19 protein-coding genes and 1 pseudogene are annotated in these 23324 nt (G+C 53.0%); 14 read left to right on the forward strand and 6 right to left on the reverse strand.

Going from position 1 to position 23324, the window contains the following annotated elements:
- Window positions 1–71: 71 nt before the first annotated feature.
- Together ACFOLF_RS21545 and ACFOLF_RS21550 are read right to left on the reverse strand one after the other, a co-directional pair.
- Entirely contained in the window at window positions 72–500 is a 429-nt protein-coding gene (locus ACFOLF_RS21545; RefSeq protein WP_210045836.1) for an SRPBCC family protein, read from the reverse strand.
- Between the two features lie 245 nt (window positions 501–745).
- Window positions 746–940 (reverse strand): hypothetical protein, encoded by a 195-nt coding sequence (locus tag ACFOLF_RS21550; protein WP_379113709.1) that lies wholly within the window; start codon window positions 938–940, stop codon window positions 746–748.
- Between the two features lie 190 nt (window positions 941–1130).
- On the opposite strand from ACFOLF_RS21550, the pseudogene ACFOLF_RS21555 reads away from it, so the two are divergent.
- Window positions 1131–1262 (forward strand): annotated as a pseudogene (locus ACFOLF_RS21555) (IS110 family transposase); the annotation flags it as partial.
- 153 nt (window positions 1263–1415) lie between these two features.
- On the opposite strand, the gene ACFOLF_RS21560 reads toward ACFOLF_RS21555, so the two are convergent.
- Window positions 1416–1883: a phage tail protein gene (locus tag ACFOLF_RS21560; protein ID WP_210045850.1), complete on the reverse strand. Its 468-nt coding sequence runs from the start codon at window positions 1881–1883 to the stop codon at window positions 1416–1418.
- Window positions 1884–2081: 198 nt separating this feature from the next.
- Window positions 2082–2411, reverse strand: coding sequence for an ArsR/SmtB family transcription factor (locus ACFOLF_RS21565; RefSeq protein WP_210045849.1), 330 nt, complete (start codon window positions 2409–2411; stop codon window positions 2082–2084).
- 214 nt (window positions 2412–2625) lie between these two features.
- On the opposite strand from ACFOLF_RS21565, the gene ACFOLF_RS21570 reads away from it, so the two are divergent.
- From ACFOLF_RS21570 to ACFOLF_RS21585, 4 genes are all read left to right on the forward strand, one after another.
- Entirely contained in the window at window positions 2626–3048 is a 423-nt protein-coding gene (locus ACFOLF_RS21570; protein WP_210045835.1) for a DoxX family protein, read from the forward strand.
- 219 nt (window positions 3049–3267) lie between these two features.
- A complete protein-coding gene (locus ACFOLF_RS21575) occupies window positions 3268–3723 on the forward strand; it encodes a carboxymuconolactone decarboxylase family protein (protein WP_210045834.1) in 456 nt (151 codons plus the stop codon).
- 98 nt (window positions 3724–3821) lie between these two features.
- Window positions 3822–4151, forward strand: a complete 330-nt coding sequence (locus ACFOLF_RS21580) for an ArsR/SmtB family transcription factor (protein WP_210045833.1) — start codon at window positions 3822–3824, stop codon at window positions 4149–4151.
- Window positions 4148–4546, forward strand: coding sequence for an SRPBCC family protein (locus ACFOLF_RS21585; RefSeq protein ID WP_210045832.1), 399 nt, complete (start codon window positions 4148–4150; stop codon window positions 4544–4546). The genes ACFOLF_RS21580 and ACFOLF_RS21585 overlap by 4 nt, the downstream gene beginning before the upstream one ends.
- Window positions 4547–4751: 205 nt before the next feature.
- Here the strand turns inward: ACFOLF_RS21585 and ACFOLF_RS21590 are convergent, their stop codons facing one another.
- Window positions 4752–8066: a fibronectin type III domain-containing protein gene (locus ACFOLF_RS21590; RefSeq protein ID WP_210045831.1), complete on the reverse strand. Its 3315-nt coding sequence runs from the start codon at window positions 8064–8066 to the stop codon at window positions 4752–4754.
- Between the two features lie 433 nt (window positions 8067–8499).
- Window positions 8500–9045: a superoxide dismutase family protein gene (locus tag ACFOLF_RS21595; protein WP_210045830.1), complete on the reverse strand. Its 546-nt coding sequence runs from the start codon at window positions 9043–9045 to the stop codon at window positions 8500–8502.
- Window positions 9046–9588: 543 nt separating this feature from the next.
- On the opposite strand from ACFOLF_RS21595, the gene ACFOLF_RS21600 reads away from it, so the two are divergent.
- From ACFOLF_RS21600 to ACFOLF_RS21640, 9 genes are all read left to right on the forward strand, one after another.
- A complete protein-coding gene (locus ACFOLF_RS21600; RefSeq protein WP_210045829.1) occupies window positions 9589–10707 on the forward strand; it encodes a sensor histidine kinase in 1119 nt (372 codons plus the stop codon).
- 377 nt (window positions 10708–11084) lie between these two features.
- Window positions 11085–12458: an aspartate aminotransferase family protein gene (locus ACFOLF_RS21605; RefSeq protein ID WP_210045828.1), complete on the forward strand. Its 1374-nt coding sequence runs from the start codon at window positions 11085–11087 to the stop codon at window positions 12456–12458.
- Between the two features lie 15 nt (window positions 12459–12473).
- Window positions 12474–13907, forward strand: coding sequence for an MDR family MFS transporter (locus ACFOLF_RS21610; protein ID WP_210045827.1), 1434 nt, complete (start codon window positions 12474–12476; stop codon window positions 13905–13907).
- A 21-nt stretch (window positions 13908–13928) separates the two neighbouring features.
- A complete protein-coding gene (locus ACFOLF_RS21615) occupies window positions 13929–15755 on the forward strand; it encodes an IucA/IucC family protein (protein ID WP_210045826.1) in 1827 nt (608 codons plus the stop codon).
- Window positions 15752–17623 (forward strand): IucA/IucC family protein, encoded by a 1872-nt coding sequence (locus tag ACFOLF_RS21620; RefSeq protein ID WP_210045825.1) that lies wholly within the window; start codon window positions 15752–15754, stop codon window positions 17621–17623. The genes ACFOLF_RS21615 and ACFOLF_RS21620 overlap by 4 nt, the downstream gene beginning before the upstream one ends.
- Window positions 17617–18417 (forward strand): HpcH/HpaI aldolase family protein, encoded by an 801-nt coding sequence (locus ACFOLF_RS21625; protein WP_210045824.1) that lies wholly within the window; start codon window positions 17617–17619, stop codon window positions 18415–18417. The genes ACFOLF_RS21620 and ACFOLF_RS21625 overlap by 7 nt, the downstream gene beginning before the upstream one ends.
- Window positions 18414–19652 (forward strand): type III PLP-dependent enzyme, encoded by a 1239-nt coding sequence (locus tag ACFOLF_RS21630; protein ID WP_210045823.1) that lies wholly within the window; start codon window positions 18414–18416, stop codon window positions 19650–19652. Before ACFOLF_RS21625 ends, ACFOLF_RS21630 begins: the two co-directional genes overlap by 4 nt.
- Entirely contained in the window at window positions 19649–21625 is a 1977-nt protein-coding gene (locus ACFOLF_RS21635; protein WP_210045822.1) for an IucA/IucC family protein, read from the forward strand. Before ACFOLF_RS21630 ends, ACFOLF_RS21635 begins: the two co-directional genes overlap by 4 nt.
- 42 nt (window positions 21626–21667) lie before the next feature.
- Complete coding sequence (locus ACFOLF_RS21640; protein WP_210045821.1) at window positions 21668–23299, forward strand: AraC family transcriptional regulator; 1632 nt, start codon at window positions 21668–21670, stop codon at window positions 23297–23299.
- The last annotated feature ends 25 nt before the right edge of the window (window positions 23300–23324 follow it).

A 23324-nucleotide genomic window follows, 5' to 3' on the forward strand; every position in this document is an offset into this window, starting at 1 on the left:
CCTATTTTATAAAAATGGCTCTGTTTATTGTTGGTTTTAAAGCCAAAAGGAAACATTGAAATAGCGGATTATTAAAACTTACGTTTATGATAGGGGAGACCATACCCCTCTTCACAGTAGGATTTGAGACTATAAAGGAAAATAGCCCAGTTGTAGTTACAAGAGCGAAAAAATGGCGTTACTTCTCTCCAGTTCATATGACGTAAAGTAATAAAAGACTTCCCGTTCTTTTCTTCAATATCAAAGGAAATAATCGTACCAATCCATTCTGGGTCTGAATCTATACACTGCCACATGACTTTTTTATTTGGGATCAATTCCTCTATTCTCATCTTAGTTATGTCATTGCTACCGAATCGAAATTCATTAATAAAGCCAATTTGATTATTGATAATGAGTTCATTGGTCCATATTTCCGACAGTCCCTCAGCGGTGGTTAAAGTTTCATACACCTTCGACGCTGGAACATGTACGGTTTGCAAGTGCTCGATATTTGCCATGTCTTACCCCTTTCTATACCTTTGATATTGTTATTAGCAGTTGATATTTACCATGTCTGCAATAATTTATGTTTCATGCCTTATGATAACATGTAATGAATATAATAGTTTCTTTTGGATTGCTATGTCGGCAATTAGGCACATCATCTCCAATCACGATATTACCCGTAATTATAGATCGAATGTTATCTATCAAATAAAAAAAAGACACATGCTCCTTGGAGCACATGTCTTAACCGATCCTGTCATCGTTTTCGCATAGCCTTGCCGTACACATAGATGACCGGGGAGAGCAACACGGCAGCTACAACCAGAGACGCCCGAATGGAGATGCGATTTCCGATCCATCCGACCACCGGACCTCCGGCAGTCTGTCCCAGTGCATTGGATTGGCTCAGCATGGAAAGAACGGTTGCCCGCACGCTGCTCGGGATGTTCATGTTCAGCCACGTATCGTACAATGGACTGAACTACATTTATGGGTTCATCAATTCCCATTTCCATCACCTCATCCCAAAGTAGACATTAATTTTTTGTTATCCTTAAATCAGTTCTAATTGAACAAAACTGCACATTAGCATTCCTGTAGATGGATTAATTTCGTCTTTGAAAAAAGAAAAGCGCCTCATCGACATTGTGGGCATGGAACCAACCGGGCATTACTGGCATAATCTCTCTAACTGGCTCTCAGATCATTAATTTGAAGTTGTTCTCGTTAACCCTCATCTTGTGAAAAAGAATAAAGAGAACCGCGACAATACCCTCTACAAATTTATTTTCACAGTCTAATACTTTTTTTTTCACAGAACAGAAGGGACTACGGGTACGTTAGCGCAATGCGGTGCAGCGCAGTGTTGCAAAAACAAAATAGCGATGGATCGGATCCACCGCTATGCTTGCGCTTTTTGCTTACTTTTAATACTCGCCTTTAATTACAAAAAACGAGCCTCGAATTGTCCCGGCTAGTTTAGACTTCTGTCTAGCAAACTTAAACTTCTTCTCTTCTAACTCCTTTGGTACCCCCATCCCCTCAGAAAGCTTAAAACCAACGGCCCGTTTCTTAGGATCATCAACCGTATACATGACATTGACCGCTAGACCATCCTCATAAAAAACGAAGGCCCATTTGATATTTTCCACTTGAAAACGTGACGTTTCTAAAGGTTTGGCTGCAAACTCAATATCACGTTCTTCTTTCAAAATTCGGTTCACATAATCAAGTGTCTCCTGGCTTTCGCTAGCTGGTACTACCGTAAACTCATGCTTGTATTTGTTCATAAAGTAACGGGCTTCATTAGCACGTAAACCAGCAAGCGCTTCTGCTACTGGTGAAGATTCTAAATCAATCGTAGACACATTTTTAAAATCAACGATATGGGACATTTCCATCCTCCTCGTATTATAGATGATGCCGTCCCATCCTTCGACCGGTTCCCTTCGGAACTGATAATGATGGCCGACAATCGGTTTGAAATCGTTGTCCATGACCCATTTCGCCAGCTTACTATAGTCGGTCAAGGCGTCCTACACCTGCTTGATAGAACTTTCGAACTTAAAATCGAGCGATAGATCGATCTTGCTTTAGTCCTGTTCCTCCTTAAGAAGCTGATCCAGGCGAACCATATTTTGTTTCCAAAATTTCTCGTAGTACGACAACCAGTCCTGAAGTTCCTTCAGCGGTGCGGGATTGAGACGGTTTCGCGTCTCACGGCCGACTTTACGCTCGGTCACAAGGCCGACTTCCTTCAAAATCGTCAAATGCCCGGAGACTGCGGTGCGGCCCATCGCAAAATACGGAGTCAACCGATGGAGCGGCAATTCATCCGCATCCGCCAGCAGTCGAATGATTTCGCGCCGGGTCGGATCGGCCACGGCATAATAGACATCCCGTTTCTGTGCAACTGCGCTCATCATCACCGACTCCCTCGTATGAAATGAAATTAAACAGATTAGTGCTTTGATTATAGGACAGTAAATAGTGTCTAGTCAATAGGTCCACCTTCTTTCCAAGAAAACCAACTGTTTCATGTGAAGATGAAAAAACATCGTTGACAAGACAGTAAATGGTGTCCTATAGTTGAATTAGACAGTAAATGGTGTCTAATAGACTTTGAGGAGGAAACAAATGAGCAAGATTGTCGATGCGGTAACAACCTCAAAAGAAGAAACCTATCCCCGGGGAAAAGTTGTCACCTATTGGGTTACAACGGCGCTGCTTGCATTCGTTGAGGGGAGCGGAGGAATTGGGGAACTAAGCCATCAATGGGGAACGCTAGATACAGTGGAGATAGTAGAGTATCCGGTGTACTTTCTGACCATTCTCGGGAGTTGGAAGGTGCTTGGGACGATAGCCATCCTCGTGCCGGGCTTTCCGCGGCTTAAGGAATGGGCGTATGCAGGCATTTTCTTTGGAATGACCGGCGCAGCTGCATCACATGCATTCGTGGGGGACTACGGGGCTTATGCGTACCATATTTGGAGCACTCTTGGTCTTGCAATCCTAGCTCTCGCCTCGTGGGCGCTGCGTCCGAAGAGCCGCAAACTTTAAGGAGGTGATGAAATGATCAACCGTCTATCTTGAAAATACGCTACCTTAAACTATCCATTCAAAGCGGGGAGAAGGTGATGTGAACCAGAAAATCCTATCAAGAGGACCATGAAGAATTAGCTTTGAGACCGTTGTGGGATTCAAATCTTAGTATCTAATCACACCGAGTAACCAACAGTGTGGTTCTGTGCAAAACTTATCTGACAAGGAGATGACATCATGCAAGCACGCATGAAAAACCCTGCAATGATCATATCTGACGCAATGAAGTCAATTCAGTCTTTAAATGCCGCAGTGCACAAGGGCTCAATATCAGAGACAACTCTGCATCTGGCTCACTTACGCGCGAGTCAAATAAACGGCTGCAGTTCTTGCGTTGAATCAGGTGCATTGTATGCCAAGAAGGCTGGCGAGTCTGATGAGCGCTTATTTGCGGTTGCAGCCTGGCGGGATTCTCCGCACTTTACGGATGCCGAACGTGCTGCTTTGGCGTTAACGGAAGCAATAACCAGGCTCAGTGATCGGGAAGACCCGGTACCAGATGAAATTTGGGATGAAGCCACCCGGCATTACGACGAAACCGCCTTGGCTGCCCTGATTCTCTCGATTGCTACAACCAACCTTTTTAATCGCCTCAACGTCACAACCAGACAAGTTGCGGGATCTTGGGGTTGAGTGTGTATTATAAGAAGCAGTTGACACGACACCAAAGCGTCATTTAATTAATAAAATCACCAAAGGATGTACGATTTGGATTTCTAGGAGGGGGTGTTGTGAACGATAACAACTGCTTCCGGGATGTGTTTGATGCGATCGCGAATCCAACAAGACGTCGATTGATTCGTCTGTTGGCAGAATCTGAGGAGTTGCCTCTCCATGAATTAACGACAAAGTTTCAAATGGGCCGCACAGCGGTATCAAAGCATTTGACAATCCTTAAAGAGGCCGGGTTGGTACTTGACCGGAAGGTAGGCAGAGAAACGCGATATAGGCTATACGCCTTTCCACTGAGTGAAATTCAAGATTGGGCTGCAAACTACAACATGTTCTGGAGTCACGTTCTGCTGGGTTTGAAACGTCAATTAGAGGAGGAAGAAGAATGAGTGAAACGTTAACCTTGGATTTTCAGTACAAGACCTCGATCGAGAAGCTTTGGACCGCCTTGACGGATTCAGGTAAGCTTGCCAAGTGGATCACGGAGAATGACTTCAAGCCCGAAGTAAGCCACAGATTTCAGTTCCGCTTGCAGCCCGTCGGAAATTGGGATGGCGTTGTTGAGGGCGAAGTGCTCGCCGTTGAACCGCCAAACCGGTTGTCGTATACCTGGGTAAGCGGACAGGAGAAGCAAACGGTCACCTGGACACTAAAGGATCTGGGGGACGGCAAGGTTAATCTTCATCTTGAACAAACTGGAATCTCGACTGTCCAAGGACTCGAGGGCGCCAAGTGGGGCTGGACGAACTGGTGCGGCGAGCTTGAAAAGGTGTTGGAACAATAATCGCCTGTTTGTCCCGAAAACAAAACCGGCTGCATGCTGTGTGCAGCCGGTTTATATTTTACACATTAATATGATCAGAAGGATGATGGGTTGTCTGAAAACCAATTAATTTTAGTCAACAAGACAGAGGGGCGGATCTGCCCAAACGATTTTGTTCCAAAATCGCGACAATCAGAACCGCCAGTGTTGGTAATAAGCCGATAGATCAACCTGCGGTTGCTTTCCATCTAGCGGAATTTATGACCGAGCCAATGGACGGGATCAGCGCAGCGGTGTCCGCAGATACGACGGACGCTCCGAATAAAGCCAGGCCAGGGTGATGTGCCAGGCTCAGCCCGCTCGCCATATTGACATCGCATGTTTTGTAATAGCCGACGGCTGGATCCGTGCCGAAATCATGATTGGAGCACATGACGGTATTCGTAAATGTACCGTAGACATAGCTGCCGTTCGCGCCGTAGCGGACTTCCTTCGTGCCTGTAAAGTTGCACGGATTGTTCTCGCCTGCGCAGTTGACCCAGTTGGCTGCTGCTGAGCCCGTGGTCGTCACGTTCAATGCATTGCTCGCCGCCGACACATTTCCTGCCGCGTCTTTGGCTTTCACCGTGAAGCTGTACGGCGTGCTCGCCGTCAAACCTGACACCGTGAAGGTCAATGCGCCGGTGGTGGAGCCGTCCAGCGTCCCGTCTTTATAAATGTCATAGCCGGTGACGGCGATATTGTCGGTCGAGGCCGTCCAGGACAGGCTGACGCTCGTATTCGTTTTCGATGGCGAGGTCAGGCTTGCCGGCGCGGAAGGAGCTTGCATATCTGCTGATGAATTCGTCGTGACGTTAAGCGTATTGCTCGCTGTCGACAGATTGTTCGCGGCATCCTTGGCCTTGACGGTGAAGCTGTAGGCGGTGTTTGCCGTAAGGCCGGACACGGTGAACGTCAGCGCGCCTGTCGTGGAACCGGCCAGCGTGCCGCCGTTATAGATGTTGTAGCCTGTTACGCCGACATTGTCGGTCGAGGCCGACCAGGACAGATTGACGCTTGTCGTGGTCTTCGAAGGCGATGTCAGACTTGCCGGAGCTGCAGGCGCCTGCGTGTCGCTGCTTCCGCTGCCCGCCAGATTCACATCGCAGGTTTTGTATTGTCCGGGTGCCGGATCGACGCCGAAGGCGTTGTTGGAGCACATGACGGTATTCGTATAAGTGCCGTAAACATAGCTGCCTGGCGCGCCGTAGCGCACTTCTTTGGTGCCAGTGAAGCTGCACGGATTGTTTTCGCCCGCGCAATTGACCCAGTTGGCGGCTGGATTGGTCGTTACGCTCACTGAATTGCTGGCCGCCGACAGGTTGTTCGACGCATCCTTCGCTTTTACGGTGAAGGTAAAGGCTGTGCTTGGCGCAAGCCCGGTGACGTTGAAGGTCGTCGCCCCCGCTCCTGCCGTGGAGCCGGCCAGATTGGATCCGTTGTAGATGTTATAGCCCGTTACGCCGACATTATCCGACGATGCTGACCAGGACAAGCTTATGCTGGTATCCGTCTTCGACGGGGAGGCCAGGCCGGACGGTGCCGTAGGCGGCTGTGTATCACCGGCGTCGGTTGTCACGTTCAGCGTGTTGCTGGCGGCTGATATATTGCCGGAGGCATCCTTCGCCTTGACCGTGAAGCTGTATGCCGTGCTTGGCGTCAGGCCCGTGATGGGGAAGGTGGTGGCGCCTGCTCCGGGTGTTGATCCGGCCAGCACGCCGTTCTTATAAACATCGTAGCCGATCACAGCGACATTGTCGGTCGAGGCCGACCAGGACAGATCGACCGTAACGTTCGACTTCGTCGGCGCGGACAGATTCGTCGGCGCGGAAGGAGCAGTCGTGTCCGGCGGGCCTGTAAAGACGGTAATCGTCTGCTCCTTGACGCTTGCCCGTCCGCCGTTATCCCATACGCCCAGAATGACATGGTACGTACCCGGCTTCTGATACGTATAGGTCGGACTTGCGGCCGTAACGGGAAGGCCTTCCCCGAGATCCCACAGGTTCTCGACGATCGAGCCGTTATCGGTCGAGGTGTTCGTGAACGTAACAGGCTGCCCGAGCTGTACGGTAAGCGGTGCCGTGAAATTCGCAACCGGCTTCGCGTCGCTGAAGCCGCGGCTCGTAAGCTGCGTATTCGTGCCGTTGCCGCTTACGGTGTTGCCGCTCCACTCGAGATCAGCAGCAGAGGACGGATATTGGTCGATTGACGGTCCGCCGTTTCCTGTGATCGTGTTGTTGATGAAGCTCAGACGGTCGGTACCGCTTGCCGTCGTGATCTCGATCGCTTTCCGGCCGTTATTGATGATCTGGTTGCTGTCGAACACGATGTTTCTGGTATCGCCGTGAATCCGGACCGCGTTGCCGTCATAACCCGGGTAAGCGGCGGCCGGATTGCCGATCGGACCGTTCTGCCAGATGTTTTTGTAGAAATACTGATACTGTTCGATTTCTCCTGTGCCTGTGCCCTGGAGCTGCATGCCCCACATGACGATGTTCTTGACCGTGTTGTAGTTCCACAGCTGATAGCCCGTACCGGGCGACTGCTGCATGCCTACCTGCTGGCCGCCGTCGACCAGGTTGCCCGATGTAATGCCATGGTCAACCATGACCTCAAGGCCCATGTTGCCGACAGAGCCGTCGGTCGCCTTGACGGTGTTATTGCGCACTGCGATGTATGCCGAGCGTACGGCGCTGATCCAATGGTCTACATTGTTGTTCTCCACAATGGAATAGTCTACACCGGTGTGCAGCTCAATGCCGAGTCCTTCCATCTTCTTGCCGGTGCCGGTAACCGTATTGCCGCGGACAATGGCGTAGGGGCTGTCGTCATTGACAAAAATCCCGCCGCGTCCGGTATCTGCGATCGTATTGTTCTCAATCAATGCATGATCGGATCCCCAGCCCACGCGGACACCGCCGCCCCAATCGGAATTTACGCCGGTATTTGTCACGATGTTGTCGGAGATCTCAAGGTTGGTGGTCGTAATTCCGTAGAGGGCAAAAGGGCCGAAGCCGGATGAAGCGGCCAAATCCTTGACTCTCAGATGCCGCATTTTGTTGCCGTCACCGAATTCGGATGTGACCGCGGACAAAGCAATCGTACTGTTATTGCCGTCGAGCGTCATGTCTGACACTTCCGCGTTCGTTACATTATATAAGTGAAAGAACGTGGTATCCGAAGTGGACGTGAATTTGACGGTCGTTGAATCGCGTCCTGCGCCGGCGATCCTGACGCCGGATTTGCCGTTTACCTTCCCGGACAGATAATAGGTTCCGGCCGGGAGGCTTACGGTATCGCCGCTCGCGGCCGCATTGACGGCGTTCTGGATCGCCGTTTTGTCATCCGCCGTGTCGCTGCCGTTTGCGCCGTAAGCGGTTACATTAATGGTGGCGGCTGAAGCAATCTGCACCGGTATGACCGGCAGAATTACCGATAACGCACAAAAAACACTGAGCACCCTCATCTTCAGTTTGCGGGGTTTAATAGCCTTGCTCCTCATCTTCATTGATCCCTCGCTTTCGTTATTTGCTGCTCACTTAAAACTGTCATGCGCCTTATACTCTTTGTATTTCGCCAACCGCACATCCGTTCTTCCGTGCTTCTTGACCGCCCTCCTCTCAAATCGATCATGTCATTCTTTGGAAAAATCGTAAACTGTACAAAAACATACAAACTGTACAAAACCTGCAATCCGGACTATCAAAATTTCGATTTCCAGTACATTTCGGTGTCTGGATTACGGTCATCGGACATACCCTCCAAACAATAAAGGGAGCATAAGACGGATCTCTCGACCGAATTCGAATATTTTACAGCTGGAATATTTCATTCCTTTGTTTGAGCAGCGCCGGAGTCCCAGCTTCCCAAATAAGAACGGAAACAGTAAAAAAGCCAAATCCCCAAAAGGAATTTGGCTTCACATGCTGTATATGCTATTGGATAGGCCCGCAAGCAATCCGGTTGCCGGAATTGCCGGAAGGATCGGTCACATAGTCATCGGCCTTCTCGTGAATGATGATCGCTGTCCCGCCCGGTTTGCGCAGAGAGTTGGCTGCGTCCTTGGCCAGGGTAACGTTTTTGCTCTCCATATCGGCCTTGACCGTTCCATCTGCTCCAACTGTTATGTTCAGCAGGTCGCCGTCATGAAATCCTTTGGGATTATTAAATCCATGCTCCTTATTCCGCGGGTTCAGATGTGCGCCTGAGGAAGTGAAGTCCGGGGTCTCGCATTTTCCGGTTTCATGGAAGTGAATGCCATGGACGCCCGGCGGGAGATTCTTGGCTTCAATATGAAACAGGACTCCTTCGTCTTTCTGGGTAAGTATGGCGGTGCCGACGGCTTCTCCCTTGGTGTTGATCAATTGTACGGTCACTTTCGCTTCCATGTGATCTGCATTGGCCTCCGGGACAAGGATTACGGATCCGATCAGAAGGAAGCCAAGCAAATTCATACAGACTGACACGATGATTTTTTTCATTGATTTTGTCCTCCTGGATGCTGGTTTTTTTGAAAATATAAGAAAGTATAAAACTCCTCCATACTTTGCTTATATTTCTGAGGGAAGAAACTTGCTGCGCCACCGGATGACGGCGACAGCCGTTTCTTCTTGAAATATAAGAAAGTATAAAACTCCTCCATACTTTGCTTATATTTCTGAGGGAAGAAACTTGCTGCGCCACCGGATGACGGGGCCGTCAAAGAGATTGGCGCATGTCAAATTCTTCTTACGGATTAGCATTTCCTTTTCCCTGGCAAACAAAACGTGGGAGCCCTGTTTTAAACTTTTAGCGTCATTAAGTTTCACGCTTTTATAGGTCGATAAATTTGGGGGGAGATGCTTGCTGTTCTGCCAATGGATGGCGACATTCCTTACCTTTTGTCGGAAAAGCTTGCCCATTGCACTATTTTTAATCTCTCGGAAATTAAACTGTAAGATTATGCAACATTTGGGTACTTCATAGTTATGCAGTCTGATATAATGAAAAAAAAGGTGATTATACGGGCGGGAGAAGGGTTTAACATGAGTTTTGAGAAGGAGTTAGCCTATCTCTTCGAGCAAAAGGAAAAATTATTTTCCAACTGGTTCGCTTCCATTCACGAGAATTGTCCGGATTTTTATTCTTTTTCCGATCTGCATACGCAGGTGAATTTATTTTTTCAATTCAGCACGGAGCTTGAGCATCCTATTGAAAACCATGCTTTGTTCGATACGATCCCGGAGTGGTGCAGGAAATCCATTCACGAGGACCTTCCCATTTCCCATGTTCTGATCAGCTCCCACTGCTGGAGAAACGCGATTATCGAAATTTTATATACTTATGACGGTTCCAATGCTGCATTGGAGCTTATTATTTTGCTGCTGACCAGACAGGATGCCTTCGATAAGAAAGTAAGTGAAGAGTTCTGGCAGCTTTCCAAGAAAATCATCACGGACAAGGACGCCAAGATCAACGAAATTCATGAGGACCGGATTCAGCTGATCGGGAAGATGGCATCCAGCATGGCTCATGAAATAAGAAACCCTTTGACAGCTATCCGGGGGTTTCTGAAATTAATCCGGTCGAATATCTCGACGGAAATATCGAATAAAATAGGTCACTATATCGGCATTATCGAAAATGAATTTGAATCGATAAATATGCAAATTACAGGCTTCTTAAGCTTCTCGAGAAATCGCAAAATCGAAGAAGAGATGATGGACTTCCCCGTGTCTGCAGTAGTCGCAACAACCCTGTCTTTATTAAATCCCCGAATCATCAGTGAAGATATCAGCTTCACCACCTCGTATGAGAAGGACTTCATCTTCAACGTTCAGAAAACGGCCATCCAGCAGGTATTATCGAATATTATCAATAATGCGATCGATGCACTGTTTGCGATCGAGCAGGGCAAAGAAATAAGTATCGTATGCAGTGAGGATGCTGATCATTTTTATATGATTATCTGGAATAATGGTCCTGAAATACCGGAGAAAATGAAAAGTGAAATGTTCCTGCCCTTTGTAACGAATAAAGAATACGGGACAGGTCTTGGCCTGGCCATCTGCAAAGAAATCATGCTTCGCAACAACGGGGACATTATGTTCAGTTCAACGGAATTTGAGACAACATTCACCTTGTCCTTCCAAAAACCGCTATAGCCTCATCACAACCAAATGACAGAATAACGGCCAAAGCTGATTTCGTATCAGCTTTATTTTTGCGTTCAGGGCGGGGTAATTTTAATGGTCCCCGTATTCTCCCAACTGCCTGAAACGCGGGGCTTTAGAAATAAATCGGGCCTTCGATAGTCTGCTATTGTCCAAATAGAGGTCTTAAATGTCCATGGCTAATGGAGATTTATCCCATATAATAGGTAATGAGAATGAATCTCAATTGAAAGAAGAAATCAGGATAAATCAATTCCGGAGGGGAGTCGTGGCAAAACCATATTGATAATGATAATCAATATCAAAATTTACAGCTGCTGATGCTTTGCGCCTAATTCTAAGAATCATACAAATTGGAAGGAGAGATTATGATGGTTGAAGCATCCGTTATGGAACAATCGAAAAACAAGATGTATCTGGAAAGTCAGGAGGCCCGGGAATCCAGCGCCCGGTCCTACCCCCGGAGGCTTCCGATTGCCATTCTTGAAGCGGAGGGCATCCACATCAAGGATATGGACGGCAAAATCTATTACGATTGCCTTGCCGGAGCCGGGACGCTGGCGCTTGGCCACAATCACCCGGTCGTCATCGAGGCGATCAGACAGCTGATCGACAACAAGAGGCCGCTTCATACACTGGATCTGACGACGCCGCTGAAGGAGCATTTTGTGGACGAGCTGTTTGCGAGCCTGCCGGAGGAATTCGCCCGGTCCGCGCGCATTCAGTTCTGCGGACCGACCGGCGGGGATGCCATTGAAGCGGCAATCAAGCTGGTGAAGACCGCAACCGGGAGACGCAGCATCCTGTCCTTCCAGGGCGGATACCATGGTTCGACGCATGCGACCATGAGCCTGAGCGGCACGCCGGGACAGAAGGAGAAGGTGCAGGGCCTGATGCCGGATGTTCATTTTCTGCCGTATCCCTATGCCTACCGGTGCCCGTTCGGGGCCGGCGGCGATCAGACTCATCTGCTAAGCAGCCGCTACATCGAGAATTTGCTGAACGATCCGGAAAGCGGGATTTTGCCTCCATGCGCGATGATTTTTGAAGTGGTGCAGGGAGAAGGAGGCTCGATCCCGGCGCCGGTCGAATGGATCCGCGAGATGCGCCGGATAACCAGGGAGCATAATATTCCGCTCATTATAGACGAGGTGCAGACCGGAATCGGGAGAACGGGGAAGCTGTTTGCTTTTGAACACGCGGGCATCATTCCGGATGTGCTGGTCCTCTCCAAAGCGATTGGCGGAAGCCTGCCGCTGTCGGTGATGATTTACAATGATCAGCTGGATGTATGGAAGCCGGGGGCACATATCGGAACCTTCCGGGGCAACCAGATGGCCATGGCGGCAGGGCTGGCTACGCTGAAATATGTTAAGGAAAACGACATACCGGCCAAAGCGGAAGAACGGGGCAAGCAGCTGATGAGCCGGTTGAACGGGCTGAAGGAGCAGGCCGCCTGTATCGGCGATGTCCGCGGAAGAGGATTGATGGTCGGCGTGGAAGTGGTCAACGAGAACGGCGGGCTGGACCAGTTGGGCCATTATCCGGCCTATCCGAGGCTGGCAAGCCGCATTCAGCAGGAATGCCTCAAGCGGGGCCTGATCCTGGAGGTGGGAGGCAGGCATTCCTCGGTTATGCGCTTCCTGCCGCCGCTGATCGTAACGGAGGAGCAGATCGACGACATTACCCGCATCTTCGGGGAAGCCGTTCTGGAAGCCTCTGCGGCTCTCTCTGTGGAATGAGCGGGAGCGGATAGAATGGGAATCAGCCTGAAATCTGAACAAAGGAAGGTTCTGCTCGCTGTTCTGCTTGGAACCTTCACGGTTATTCTGAACAACAGCTCTCTGAATCCGGCAATACCCGAATTTATGGAGGTTTTCCATATTAATGCCGTATCAGCCAGCTGGATTATTACGATCTTCCTCCTCGCCATGGGCATCACGATGCCGCTCACGGGCTATCTGGGAGACCGGTTCGGCAAAAAAAGAATCTATCTGCTGGGGCTGGGTTTATTCGTGGCCGGCTCGCTGCTGGGGACATTATCCTGGGGACTTCTTCCCGTCATTATATCCCGGGGGATGCAGGGGATAGCGGGCGGGCTGATGATCCCCTTGTCGCTCGCGATGATTTTCGAGGCTTCCCCCAAAGAGGAACGGGGCAGGGTGACGGGTGTCTGGGGCATCGCCGTCATGGTCGCTCCGGTGATTGGACCGACAGTCGGCGGAATAGCGCTTGGATTTGGCAGCTGGCAGTGGCTTTTTCTGATGAATGTGCCGACGGGCCTGCTTGGCCTGCTGCTGGGAATGCGTTATTTGAAGCAAAAGCCGCCTGACCCGTCGCGCACGTTCGACCGGCTCGGCTTTGCCGCCGTCACTCTGGGCGTAGGCGCCGTCCTGCTGGCGCTTGGGAGGATTTCCGATCTGGCGGATTTGACGGCTCCCTTCCAGCTGATACTGCTGGCTGCCGGAGTGTGCCTGCTGATCCTGTTTGTCCGCATCGAGCTCAGCCAGCAGCAGCCGCTCTTGAATATACGGATATTCAAGGTGCCGATGTACAGCCTTAGCGTGATTGTGGCATGCGTCCAGGCGCTCGCCATGTTCGCAGGCATTTTCCTGATTCCTCTGCTTGTGCAAAATGTGTACGGGTATGACTCCATTATGACCGGTCTTGTTTTTCTGCCGTCGGCGATTACGACCGGCCTGTTCGTCAACGTCGGAGGCAAACGGCTCGACCTCAAGGGGCCCAGAGGCATTGCGCTCGCTGGCCTCGCGACAACATGCGCCGCGACGGCAATGCTCGGGATGCTGAAGCTGAGTTCACCGATTTGGGTGGTGTTTGTGCTCATGCTGCTGCGGGGCGTGGGGCTGGGCTTGTCCAATATGCCAATCACGACGGCAGGTCTGAGCGCGATTCCGGATCATCTGGTGTCGCAGGGCTCTGCGATCAATAATGTGTCGAGAAGAATGGTGTCTTCACTCGGGATCGTGCTGGTGTCGATCTATTACGAGGTGCGCAAGGCGCAGCTGCTGACCAGCGGCTATTCACCCGTGGAAGGCACGCTGCAGGCGATTAACGAGGGATTTATTGCGCTCAGCATTCTTGTTTTTCTGACCCTGCCGGCCGCCTTCTTCATGAGAAAGCCTGCCGCTGCGGAGGAGAAGCACTCTGCCGTATCCACAACGAAAACCTGACAGGAAGGGAGAGCACCAATAATGCCGCAATACTCAACACTTGCCTCAGCTGCCGCATCCGGTGCCGCATCCGCCTCATCGGTCAGCGAGGAGCTGGCGGAACGGACGGCGGTACGCGTGCTGCTGAACAGCTATTTGAGGGAGACCGGCGCCTATGATCCGCGGATAGCGGAACCGGTGCCGGAAGAGCAAGGCAGCAGACAGGCCGTCGAAGAAATGATGATACGACTTCCCGTATTGGGGAAGGGAATCAGGGGCTATTTGACGTACTTCTCCGTCATGGGGCAGCATGTCTACGGCTCGTCTTTCTATGAGGTGCAGGGGGATCGTACATCCAGAAGCCTCGATGCCAAAAGCCTGATCGCCTTATTGCTGGACGAAATGAGCCGTGATGCCTCAGGGCCGGAGCGCGGACAGATGAAGGCGCGGATTGATAACAGCATTCACAAAATGACAATCTATATCGAATATGCGATGAAGCATACGCCAGCCGAGCAGACAGCGGCAGCAAAATGGGATTTCATCCGCTCCGAGCAGTCGCTGCTGCTGGGCCATCCCTTCCATCCTTTCCCGAAAAGCTCGGAAGGCTTCGGAGATGATGAGCTTCTGTATTTCAGCCCTGAGATGGGCGCTTCCTTCCAGCTGAACTATATAGCACTGCGTTGCGATTATGTTCAGGAGCAGCGGCTTGCCGGAGAAGAGGAGATGGTGGACCCGGCGGTGATTCTTCATGCCAGGCAGTGGCTGGGCGCGGAATGGGACAGGTACAGGCTGCTGCCCATGCATCCCTGGCAGGCCAAATATTTGCTCCGGCAGCCGTTTGCGGAGCAATTGATGCAGCGGGGAGATTTGATTGATTTTGGCGTGCTGGGCCCTGCCGTATATCCGACTTCATCGGTAAGAACAGTATGGGATAAGAACAGCGGCAGAGGCTTCAAGCTGCCTCTACATGTCCGGATTACCAATCTGGTCCGGGACAATACACAGGAGCAGTGCATGCGGACGATGGACGCTGCGCGGGTGATTCGTTCTATCCGCGGGAGGATAGAGTCGGACGGCTTCAAGGTGCTGACGGAAACCGGATACAGCAGCGTGCTGCTCGATGAGTCCCTGTTCGAACAATCGGAGCAGGGAGCCGCGATGCGGGCGCAAGCGGAAGCGGGCTTCAACGTCCTCTACCGACCGATGGAGCTTCAGCAGTCGCATACCTATGTTATGGCAGCGCTGCTTGAGACCTGTCCCGGCGAAGCCGAGCCCATGCTGATCGCCGCCATCCGGCAGACCGCGCATGGACAGCTGCCTGATCTGGGATTATGGCTGGAAGCCTGCTTGCGCATATCGATGCTGCCGCTGCTCCGGCTGCTTGCGGATCATGGCATCAGCTTTGAGGCGCATTTGCAAAATTCGCTGCTTGCGCTAGTGGACGGGATGCCGGCCTGCTATTACGTGCGGGATCTCGAAGGCGTGAGCATTCACCGCGCCAGGGCAGCGGAGGCAGGGTGGATCGGGACGCTTATCCCGGAGGAGAGTCCTGTGCTGTATGAACAATCCGAGGCCTGGATGAGAACCAAATATTATTATTTTGTGAATCATCTTGGCTCGCTTATTCATACCCTTGCCGCTTACGGGCAGGCCGATGAACGGCGTTATTGGGGAATTGTGCAGGAGCTGCTGCAGGAGGAGAAGCAGACGGCAAGCCGGGAACTGCTTTACTATCTGAACGATCTGCTGCTCAGTCCCCATCTGCCGGCCAAAGCTAATTTTACGAGCTGTTTCAAGTCCAGGGGAGAACGCCCCCTGTTTGTCCCGATACCGAATCCAATGAATATAAGCGGGGTGCAGGCATGATATCAACCGAAACGATAGATAAATTGCGTGATGCGGCAGGGGAAGGCCTGGTTCGGGCATTGGGCTCCGGGCACATGCTTCATGTCGAGCAGCGGATTATCCGCCAATTGATCCAGGCTCTGATCTATGAAGAGATTGTGATCTATGAGGAAATTGCGGCCAGCGACAGCAGCGGCCAGCCCGCAGTAGGCAGCCGGAGCGTGTTCAGGCTTCCGGGCAGAACAGAGGAAGGCGAGGCTGTGGCGTATGAAGCGCAAGGCCGGCGCATGGCCAGCTTCGGTCGGGTCCGTCTGGACGGCGTTCCGGTAAGACGGGTGCCGGGGGAAGGTGCAGCCATGAATGCGCAGCTCGGTCTGTTCGTCACCGAGGTGCTTGCGCAGGTTCAGCAGGGAGAGCGGCTGTCGCGGTTCATGGAGGAGCTTGCGCAGACGCTGCTGAAGGATGTGCAGGCCCAGGCTTTTGAACCGGTCATGAAGCTTGAGGGGGAGCAGCTAAGCTATGACGAGCTGGAGGGAAACATCAAGGATGGCCATCCCTATCATCCGTGCTATAAATCCAGAATCGGGTTTACGCTAGGCGATAATGCCGCTTATGGCCCTGAATTCAAGAGGCTGCACAGGCCCGTCTGGATTGCCATCGACCGCAGCAGCAGCCGCATAGCACATTCGGAGGATATCGGCTACGGGGAATATATCGGGCAGGAACTGGGCCGCGAGCAGTATGCCCTTTTTGGCTCCATAATTGCCGGTCAAGGAAGACAGGCGGAGGATTATTATTTCATGCCCGTCCACCCCTGGCAGTGGGCGAATATTATTATTCCACAGTTTCACAGAGCGCTGGCCGGGCAGGAGATCATCATGCTGGGGGAAAGCAGTGATCTCTACCGCCCGCAGCAGTCGATCCGGACGCTCGCCAACTTTACATCCAGGAGCAGGGCCTATCTCAAGCTGTCGCTGAGTATTACCAACACGTCCACCAGCCGCATCATGGCAGGCCACACGGTGCTGAATGGCCCGCTTATTACCGATTGGCTGCATGGCCTGATTCAGAACGACGCTTATGCCAGACAGCTGAATTTCGTTATTTTGCGGGAAGTGCTGGGCGTCACCTACGATTATGGGCAGCTGCCTGAGCATAACCGGAACAAGGCTTACGGCACGCTTGGCGCAGTATGGAGAGAGAGCCTCCATCATTATTTGCAAAAGGATGAGGATGCCGTTCCTTTCAACGGGCTGTGCCATGTGGAGCCGTCCGGCGTGCCGTTGATCGATCCCTGGATCCGGGCCTACGGCGTGGAGAACTGGACGGAGCAGATGCTCCGGGCTGCCGTTTCTCCGGTCATTCATATGCTCTATGCACATGGCATCGGCATGGAATCGCATGGACAGAATATCATTCTTCTCCATAAGCAGGGACTGCCGCAGCGGGTGGTGCTGAAGGATTTTCACGATGGCGTCCGCTTCTCGGTCTCGCATCTGACTGAGCCGGAGCGTTGTCCCGTTCTGAACCCGGAGCCGGCGAGCCATGCATTGGTTAATCCCAATTCCTTCATTAAGACCACCAGCCCTGCGGATGTCAGGGATTTCTCCTACGATGCTTTCTTCTTCATCTGCTTGTCGGAGCTTGCGATGTTTCTGGAGGAGCACTATCAGCTGGGGGAGGACCGCTTCTGGGCCGCAACGGCAAAAATCATTGTCGACTACCAGCAAAAGCATCCGCAGCACAAGGAAAGATACCGCTTGTTTGACCTATTCGAAGAAACGGTGCAGATCGAAGAGCTGACCAAAAGACGGCTGTTCGGCGATGGGGAATTCCGGTTCAGAGCGGGCCGCAACCCGCTTTACCCGTTCAGGCCGTCCTCATGCTGAGGTCCAACCGGTTAAAGGCCAAATTGCGCGCGGGTGAACGGGCATTCGGCTTGTTCGCTTCCATTCCGGCTCCGGTTGCGGTGGAAATGATCGGCTATGCCGGATTTGATTTTGTCATTATCGATATGGAGCATGTCATGGTCAATCCGGAGACGCTGGAAAATATGATACGGGCTGCGGAATCGGCCGGAATTACCGCATTGGTGCGAGTTCCCGAGGTACACCCGAAGCTGATTCTGCAGGTGCTGGACAGCGGAGCGCAGGGAATTGTCGTGCCGCATATGGAGAGCGCCGAACAGGCGGAGCGGCTCGTTCGGGCTGCCAAATACTGCCCCGAAGGCAGCCGCAGCATGAACAGCGGCAGACCCGGCATGTTCGGCAAGGTTGATCTCGTCGATTATATGCGCCGCGCGAACGGGGAGATTATGCTTGTTCCCATGATCGAAAGCCGTGAGGGCGTTGAGCGCGCAGCGGAAATTCTGGCTGTTCCCGGCATCGATATGGTGCTGGAGGGTGCGGCCGACCTGTCGCAATCCCTCGGCGTTCCCTGGCAGACCGGCGCCCGGGAAGTGAGAGAAGGGCTGAACGGGATTCTGCGTGCTGCCCGGGATCGGGGCGTTGCCTACTGCGCCATTCCCCGGGCTGAGGGGGATTACGAGTATTGGCGGGATAGAGGAGCATCGGCGTTTGTATTGGGGGATGAGCGGGGCATTGCTTTCCGGGCGCTGCAATCAAGGCTGAACGGGGTCAAAACCAGCAGCAGGGACCCGATTGGACAGGGGGAGAAATCATGAGCAATGCGGTATTGGACAGCGGGGTGGAAGCCGGCCTCAGAGAGCTGATTCAAGGGGGGAGCGGCCCTGTATGCTCCTTTATCTACGATTTGAACGCGCTGCGCAGGCATGTGCAGGGAATGGTCCGGGATATTCCGCAGCAGGAGGCCAGCTTGTTTTATGCCATTAAAGCCAATCCCGACCGCCGGATTCTGGAATGTCTGGCGCCTGTGGTGAACGGCTTCGAGGCGGCCTCGATCGGCGAGGTCCGCATGATCCGCGAGGTTTCCGCGGATATTCCGGTGCTGTTCGGCGGACCGGGGAAGAAGGACGCGGAGCTTGAGGAGGCAATGGAGCGCGGCGTGATGCTGATCCATGCGGAAAGCCTGCATGAGCTGCGCCGGATTGCCTGGATTGCGGAGCGGAGGGGGCAGATGGTGTCGGTGCTGCTGCGGATCAATCTGCATGAGGAGGTTCCGCTGGCGACCGTGACGATGGCCGGCCGCGCCACGCAGTTCGGCATGGACGAAGCGCAGGTGCCTGAAGCGATCGCGCTGCTGGGGACGCTGCCCCATGTGAAGCTGGAAGGCTTCCATATGCATTCGATATCCAATAACCTGGATGCGGTGCTGCATGCAAGGCTGGTTGCCACCTATTTGCAGCGGGTCAAGGGCTGGATCGGGCAGTTTGGGCTGTCAATCAAGTATGTCAATGCGGGCGGCGGCTTCGGGGTTTCCTATACCGAGCCCTTCCGCCATTTTGCATGGGAGATGTTCATGAGCGAGCTTCGGGGGGTGCTGGACGCGCACCGCATTCCGGGCGTCCGGCTGCTGTTCGAGCCCGGCCGTTATATGGTTGCGGAATGCGGTTATTATGCGGCCGAGATTATTGATTTGAAAACCAGCCACGGCAAGCATTATGGCATAATCCGGGGCGGAACCCATCATTTCCGGCTGCCGGCGTCCTGGAAGCATAATCATCCCTTTAAAGTAGTTCCGGCGAAACGCTGGGAATATCCTTTTGCAAGGCCTGAGCTGGTGCGAAGCAGGGTAACGATTGCCGGGGAGCTGTGTACGCCCAAGGATATACTTGCCGGGGATGTTCCGGTGGAGCGATTGCGGATCGGGGATATCCTGCTGTTTACGATTGCCGGAGCGTATGGCTGGACGATCTCGCATCATGATTTTCTCAGCCACCCCCATCCCGGGAGGCTGTATCTTGACAATGAATATGAAGGGGGAAAGGTAAGCGAATGAAATCGACAAGCACAGAGGAGAAGGCATTGGATACAGACGTCAAGGAGGCAAATGACGCCGGGGAGCAGGTAATGACCGATCTGATCAACAGTCTGCTGGCGGAAGGCTTCTGGGATCAAGCGGATGCGGAGGTGCTCTCCCGCAGGCAGTGGGAGGCGGTCGCCGGTAATGCCGCCGGGATGCCGGCGGCAGCAGCGCAGGCGGGACCGGATGATCCGCTGATGTACCGCTGGTGGACCGGCAGAGAAAGGGGCGAATATGTCTGCTTTCCGATCCGGGCCGCAGTCGTTCAGCCCTACCGTTATGTCAAGACGGGCGGCGTGTACCGAATTGGGACGGATACAGGCGGGACCGGAGCAGCCATAGAGCGCCTGAAGCCCGTTCGGCTGATGGAGCTGGTCATAAGGCTGTGTCTGGAGAAGGACAAGCGGGAGCAGGCAGGCGTGGGCCGTTTTCTGCAGCTGCTTGAGGAAACCGTCCGCCAGCTCTCATGGTCTCTGGGCAGCAGCATTCCGGGGCAGGATCTGCTGAGCCTGCCCCCGGCGGCCTTCTTCCAGCAGCTGGAGCGGTATGCTTCGCTGCGGGACAGGCCGTTCCATCCCGTGGCAAAAGCCAAGACGGGCCTTGCGCAGGAGGATTACCGCCGGTATATCGCGGAATTCGGCGGGGATATCTCCATGCGCTGGATCGCCGTAAGGCGGGAGTGCATCGTGGCCGGTTCGGGTGCCGCAGCCGCTGATCCTGCGGCCACTCCCGCAGAGCTGCTGCTCTCAGAGGCGGAACGCGGTCTTGTATACCGGGAAATGGCCCAAAGGGGGCTGCCGCCGGAAATGTTCATCGCCCTTCCCGTTCATCCCTGGCAAATGAGCATCCTTCCGCAGCAGCTTTCGTCGGCATTTGAAACGGGCAACTGTATCCCGCTGGATGCGGAAGCGGGCATATTCCAGGCGACCTCCTCTGTCAGGTCGCTTGCGCCGAAGGACGGAGGCCATCACTATGTGAAACTCCCGCTCAGCGTATTTTCATTGGGCGCTTCCCGCTATCTTCCGGCCGTCAAGCTGATGAACGGAGAGCGGGGACAGGGGCTGCTGTCGCAGGCGAAGGAGCGCGACGATGTGCTGGGGAAACGGCTGTTCCTGTGCGAGGAGACCAAGTGGTGGGGGTATATGCCCCAAGGCGGAAGTCTGTTCGACGATCCCCCGCGGCATCTGGGGGCCATGATCCGGACCTATCCGCCGGAGCTTGCCGCCGATTCCGGAGTGCGTCTGGTGCCGATGTCCGCGCTGGCAGCGCGAATGACTGGCGCTGACCGGCATTTCTTCGATGTCTGGATGAAGGTCCGCGGCCTGGAGGCCAATGAGGCTTCCGTCAGGAAGCTGTTCGGGGAAGTATGCGATGCCTTCTTCGATATCAATTTGCGCTTGTACCGGATCGGCCTGCTTCCGGAGATCCATGGGCAGAACAGTGTCCTGGTCTGGAAGGACGGGAGAATCGAAGGGATGCTGCTCCGCGATCACGACTCCGTCCGTCTTCATCTGCCGTGGCTTGCGGCGCAGGGTATTGGCGATCCGGAATACCGGATCAGACCGGGCTACTCCAACAGCCTGTATAACGAAACGCCGGAGAAGCTGCTGTTTTACATGCAGACTTTGGGCATCCAGGTCAATTTGTATTCCATTATCGATATGCTGTCCGCCATCTATTCCGTGGAAGAAAGAGCGTTGTGGCATACGCTGCAGGAGAGTCTGAAAGCAGCCATCCGGTCTCTTCCGTTCCAGGAGGAGGTCCGCTTACAAATGGAAGAGATTTTATTTGCCCGCCACGATTGGCCGCTCAAGCTTATCGTAAAGCCGCTGCTGGAACAGGAGGGCGTTCCCGGCAGCATGCCTTCGGGGAAAGGAATTGTGCAAAATCCTTTTCATCATCTGGATAAATCGGCACCTCTTCTATATAATGAGAATAATTCTCGTTAAATTGAGAACTATTCTCATTTAGTGGAGTGTGAGGCTTAAATCATGAAAAAGGATCACGACCGTTTCGAATTGTTCGCCTCCTATTTATACAAGCTGGAAGAGATAGAGCATGTCAGTGCGGGGCAATCTTTTTTTCAGCGTGAAGCCTCCATGCATACCCTGCTGCTGTTCAAGGAAGCAGCAGGGGAGATTATCGTCGACGGTCAAATCTGCGCTTTGCACCGGCAGAAGGTATTTCTTGCGGCTCCCGGCGCGAGCCTGAAGCTGGTCGTCGATCCGGGGCGGAGCACGGATTATTATCAAATACGGTTTCGCGCGGTGCAGGCTGCGGAGAATCGTTTCGTGCCTGTGGCGCTGGACGGTCCGATTGAGCTGGCTATTGCTATTTTTGAATTTCTGTCCGATAAGGCCGGGGAGATAGAGCGCAAGCTGCGCAGCAAGGATTCCTGGGACCGGATGAAGGCCAACATCCTCTTCCAGGAAATGATCTGCGTCTTGTTCAAGGATACGCTGCGCGAGCAAAGTCCTAGCCCGAACCAGACATTGGACCTGACGCTCGATTATATGGAACAGCATTACCATGAGGGGATTACCCGCAATAAACTCGCGGTTATGGCCGGGATGAGCGCGGATTATTATTCGCGCGCGTTCAAGAAGAAGGTCGGCAAAAGTCCGATGGAATATCTCACTGACATCCGTATCAATCAGGCGAAGCAGTCGCTGGTGCTTTCCCGCGATTCCTTCCGGACGATTGCCCACAGCGTCGGTTTCAGCGATGAATTTTATTTCAGCCGCAAATTCAAAGCAGCGACGGGACGCTCGCCCTCCGCGTATGTGAACAAGATCAAATATTCGGAGAAAATAGCCTCGCTGAAGCATTTATTGACAGGCCACCTCGTGGCGCTCGGCATTGAGCCCTACGCCGCTGTGATCAATAATGGATATCCCGTGACGACCCAGTTCCGCAATACGATCGCTATTGGCGGCTATAAGCCGGATCTGGAGAAGCTGATGACAGCCCAGCCGGATTTGATCGTTACCTGCGAATTCCGGGATTTTGAGAAATCGCAAAAGGAGAAAATGTTTGACCAGATCGCTCCGACTATCACCCTGCCGTTCTTCCAGGACTGGCGGATCCATTTTCAATCAGTCGCAAGAATTGTGGGCAAGGAGAAGGAAGCGGGGGAGTGGCTGGAGCGCTACGATTACAAGGCCGAGAGAACCCGCAAGCAGGTGAGCCGCAAAGTTGGCGATGAAACGATGCTGATCGTCGGTATCGGGGAGGATTCCCTCTGCATTTACGGCCAGCGCAATCTGGGCACGGTGCTGTATGGGGATTTGCAGTTGAATATGCCCGAGGGCGTAGCCGAGATCAGGCACTACAGGGAAATAACTCCGGAGGAGCTTGCGGGATATGACGCGGATCGGATTCTGTTGACCAGCCATAAGCATGACGGCACTCGGGAAATGGATGAGGCGATCCGCCGGCAGGCAGAGGCCCTGTTTGCCAGCAGGCGCTGGAAGGAGCTCAAAGCTGTGCGCGGCGGGAAGGTTTATGATATTTACAACACCAGGCATCTCTACACCTGCTATACGTCGCTGTCCCATGATTTGCTGCTGGATAAGACCAGTCAGCTGATCGGTTCCGATTCGTCCAGTCCGGCGAGATTATGACGGCGAACACGGTGAGGGAGTTATA

It is taken from the genome of Paenibacillus sepulcri (assembly GCF_042647105.1).
Taxonomy (GTDB): domain Bacteria; phylum Bacillota; class Bacilli; order Paenibacillales; family Paenibacillaceae; genus Paenibacillus_Z; species Paenibacillus_Z sepulcri.

Bases quoted from the DNA above. Each gene is read 5' to 3' on its own strand.
- ACFOLF_RS21590 (WP_210045831.1), bottom strand. From the start codon at position 8,066: ATGAGGAGCAAGGCTATTAAACCCCGCAAACTGAAGATGAGGGTGCTC.
- ACFOLF_RS21620 (WP_210045825.1), top strand. From the start codon at position 15,752: ATGATATCAACCGAAACGATAGATAAATTGCGTGATGCGGCAGGGGAA.
- ACFOLF_RS21550 (WP_379113709.1), bottom strand. From the start codon at position 940: ATGAACATCCCGAGCAGCGTGCGGGCAACCGTTCTTTCCATGCTGAGC.
- ACFOLF_RS21625 (WP_210045824.1), top strand. From the start codon at position 17,617: ATGCTGAGGTCCAACCGGTTAAAGGCCAAATTGCGCGCGGGTGAACGG.
- ACFOLF_RS21630 (WP_210045823.1), top strand. From the start codon at position 18,414: ATGAGCAATGCGGTATTGGACAGCGGGGTGGAAGCCGGCCTCAGAGAG.
- ACFOLF_RS21545 (WP_210045836.1), bottom strand. From the start codon at position 500: ATGGCAAATATCGAGCACTTGCAAACCGTACATGTTCCAGCGTCGAAG.
- ACFOLF_RS21600 (WP_210045829.1), top strand. From the start codon at position 9,589: ATGAGTTTTGAGAAGGAGTTAGCCTATCTCTTCGAGCAAAAGGAAAAA.
- ACFOLF_RS21595 (WP_210045830.1), bottom strand. From the start codon at position 9,045: ATGAAAAAAATCATCGTGTCAGTCTGTATGAATTTGCTTGGCTTCCTT.
- ACFOLF_RS21560 (WP_210045850.1), bottom strand. From the start codon at position 1,883: ATGTCCCATATCGTTGATTTTAAAAATGTGTCTACGATTGATTTAGAA.
- ACFOLF_RS21585 (WP_210045832.1), top strand. From the start codon at position 4,148: ATGAGTGAAACGTTAACCTTGGATTTTCAGTACAAGACCTCGATCGAG.
- ACFOLF_RS21615 (WP_210045826.1), top strand. From the start codon at position 13,929: ATGCCGCAATACTCAACACTTGCCTCAGCTGCCGCATCCGGTGCCGCA.
- ACFOLF_RS21570 (WP_210045835.1), top strand. From the start codon at position 2,626: ATGAGCAAGATTGTCGATGCGGTAACAACCTCAAAAGAAGAAACCTAT.
- ACFOLF_RS21565 (WP_210045849.1), bottom strand. From the start codon at position 2,411: ATGAGCGCAGTTGCACAGAAACGGGATGTCTATTATGCCGTGGCCGAT.
- ACFOLF_RS21635 (WP_210045822.1), top strand. From the start codon at position 19,649: ATGAAATCGACAAGCACAGAGGAGAAGGCATTGGATACAGACGTCAAG.
- ACFOLF_RS21610 (WP_210045827.1), top strand. From the start codon at position 12,474: ATGGGAATCAGCCTGAAATCTGAACAAAGGAAGGTTCTGCTCGCTGTT.
- ACFOLF_RS21575 (WP_210045834.1), top strand. From the start codon at position 3,268: ATGCAAGCACGCATGAAAAACCCTGCAATGATCATATCTGACGCAATG.
- ACFOLF_RS21605 (WP_210045828.1), top strand. From the start codon at position 11,085: ATGATGGTTGAAGCATCCGTTATGGAACAATCGAAAAACAAGATGTAT.
- ACFOLF_RS21640 (WP_210045821.1), top strand. From the start codon at position 21,668: ATGAAAAAGGATCACGACCGTTTCGAATTGTTCGCCTCCTATTTATAC.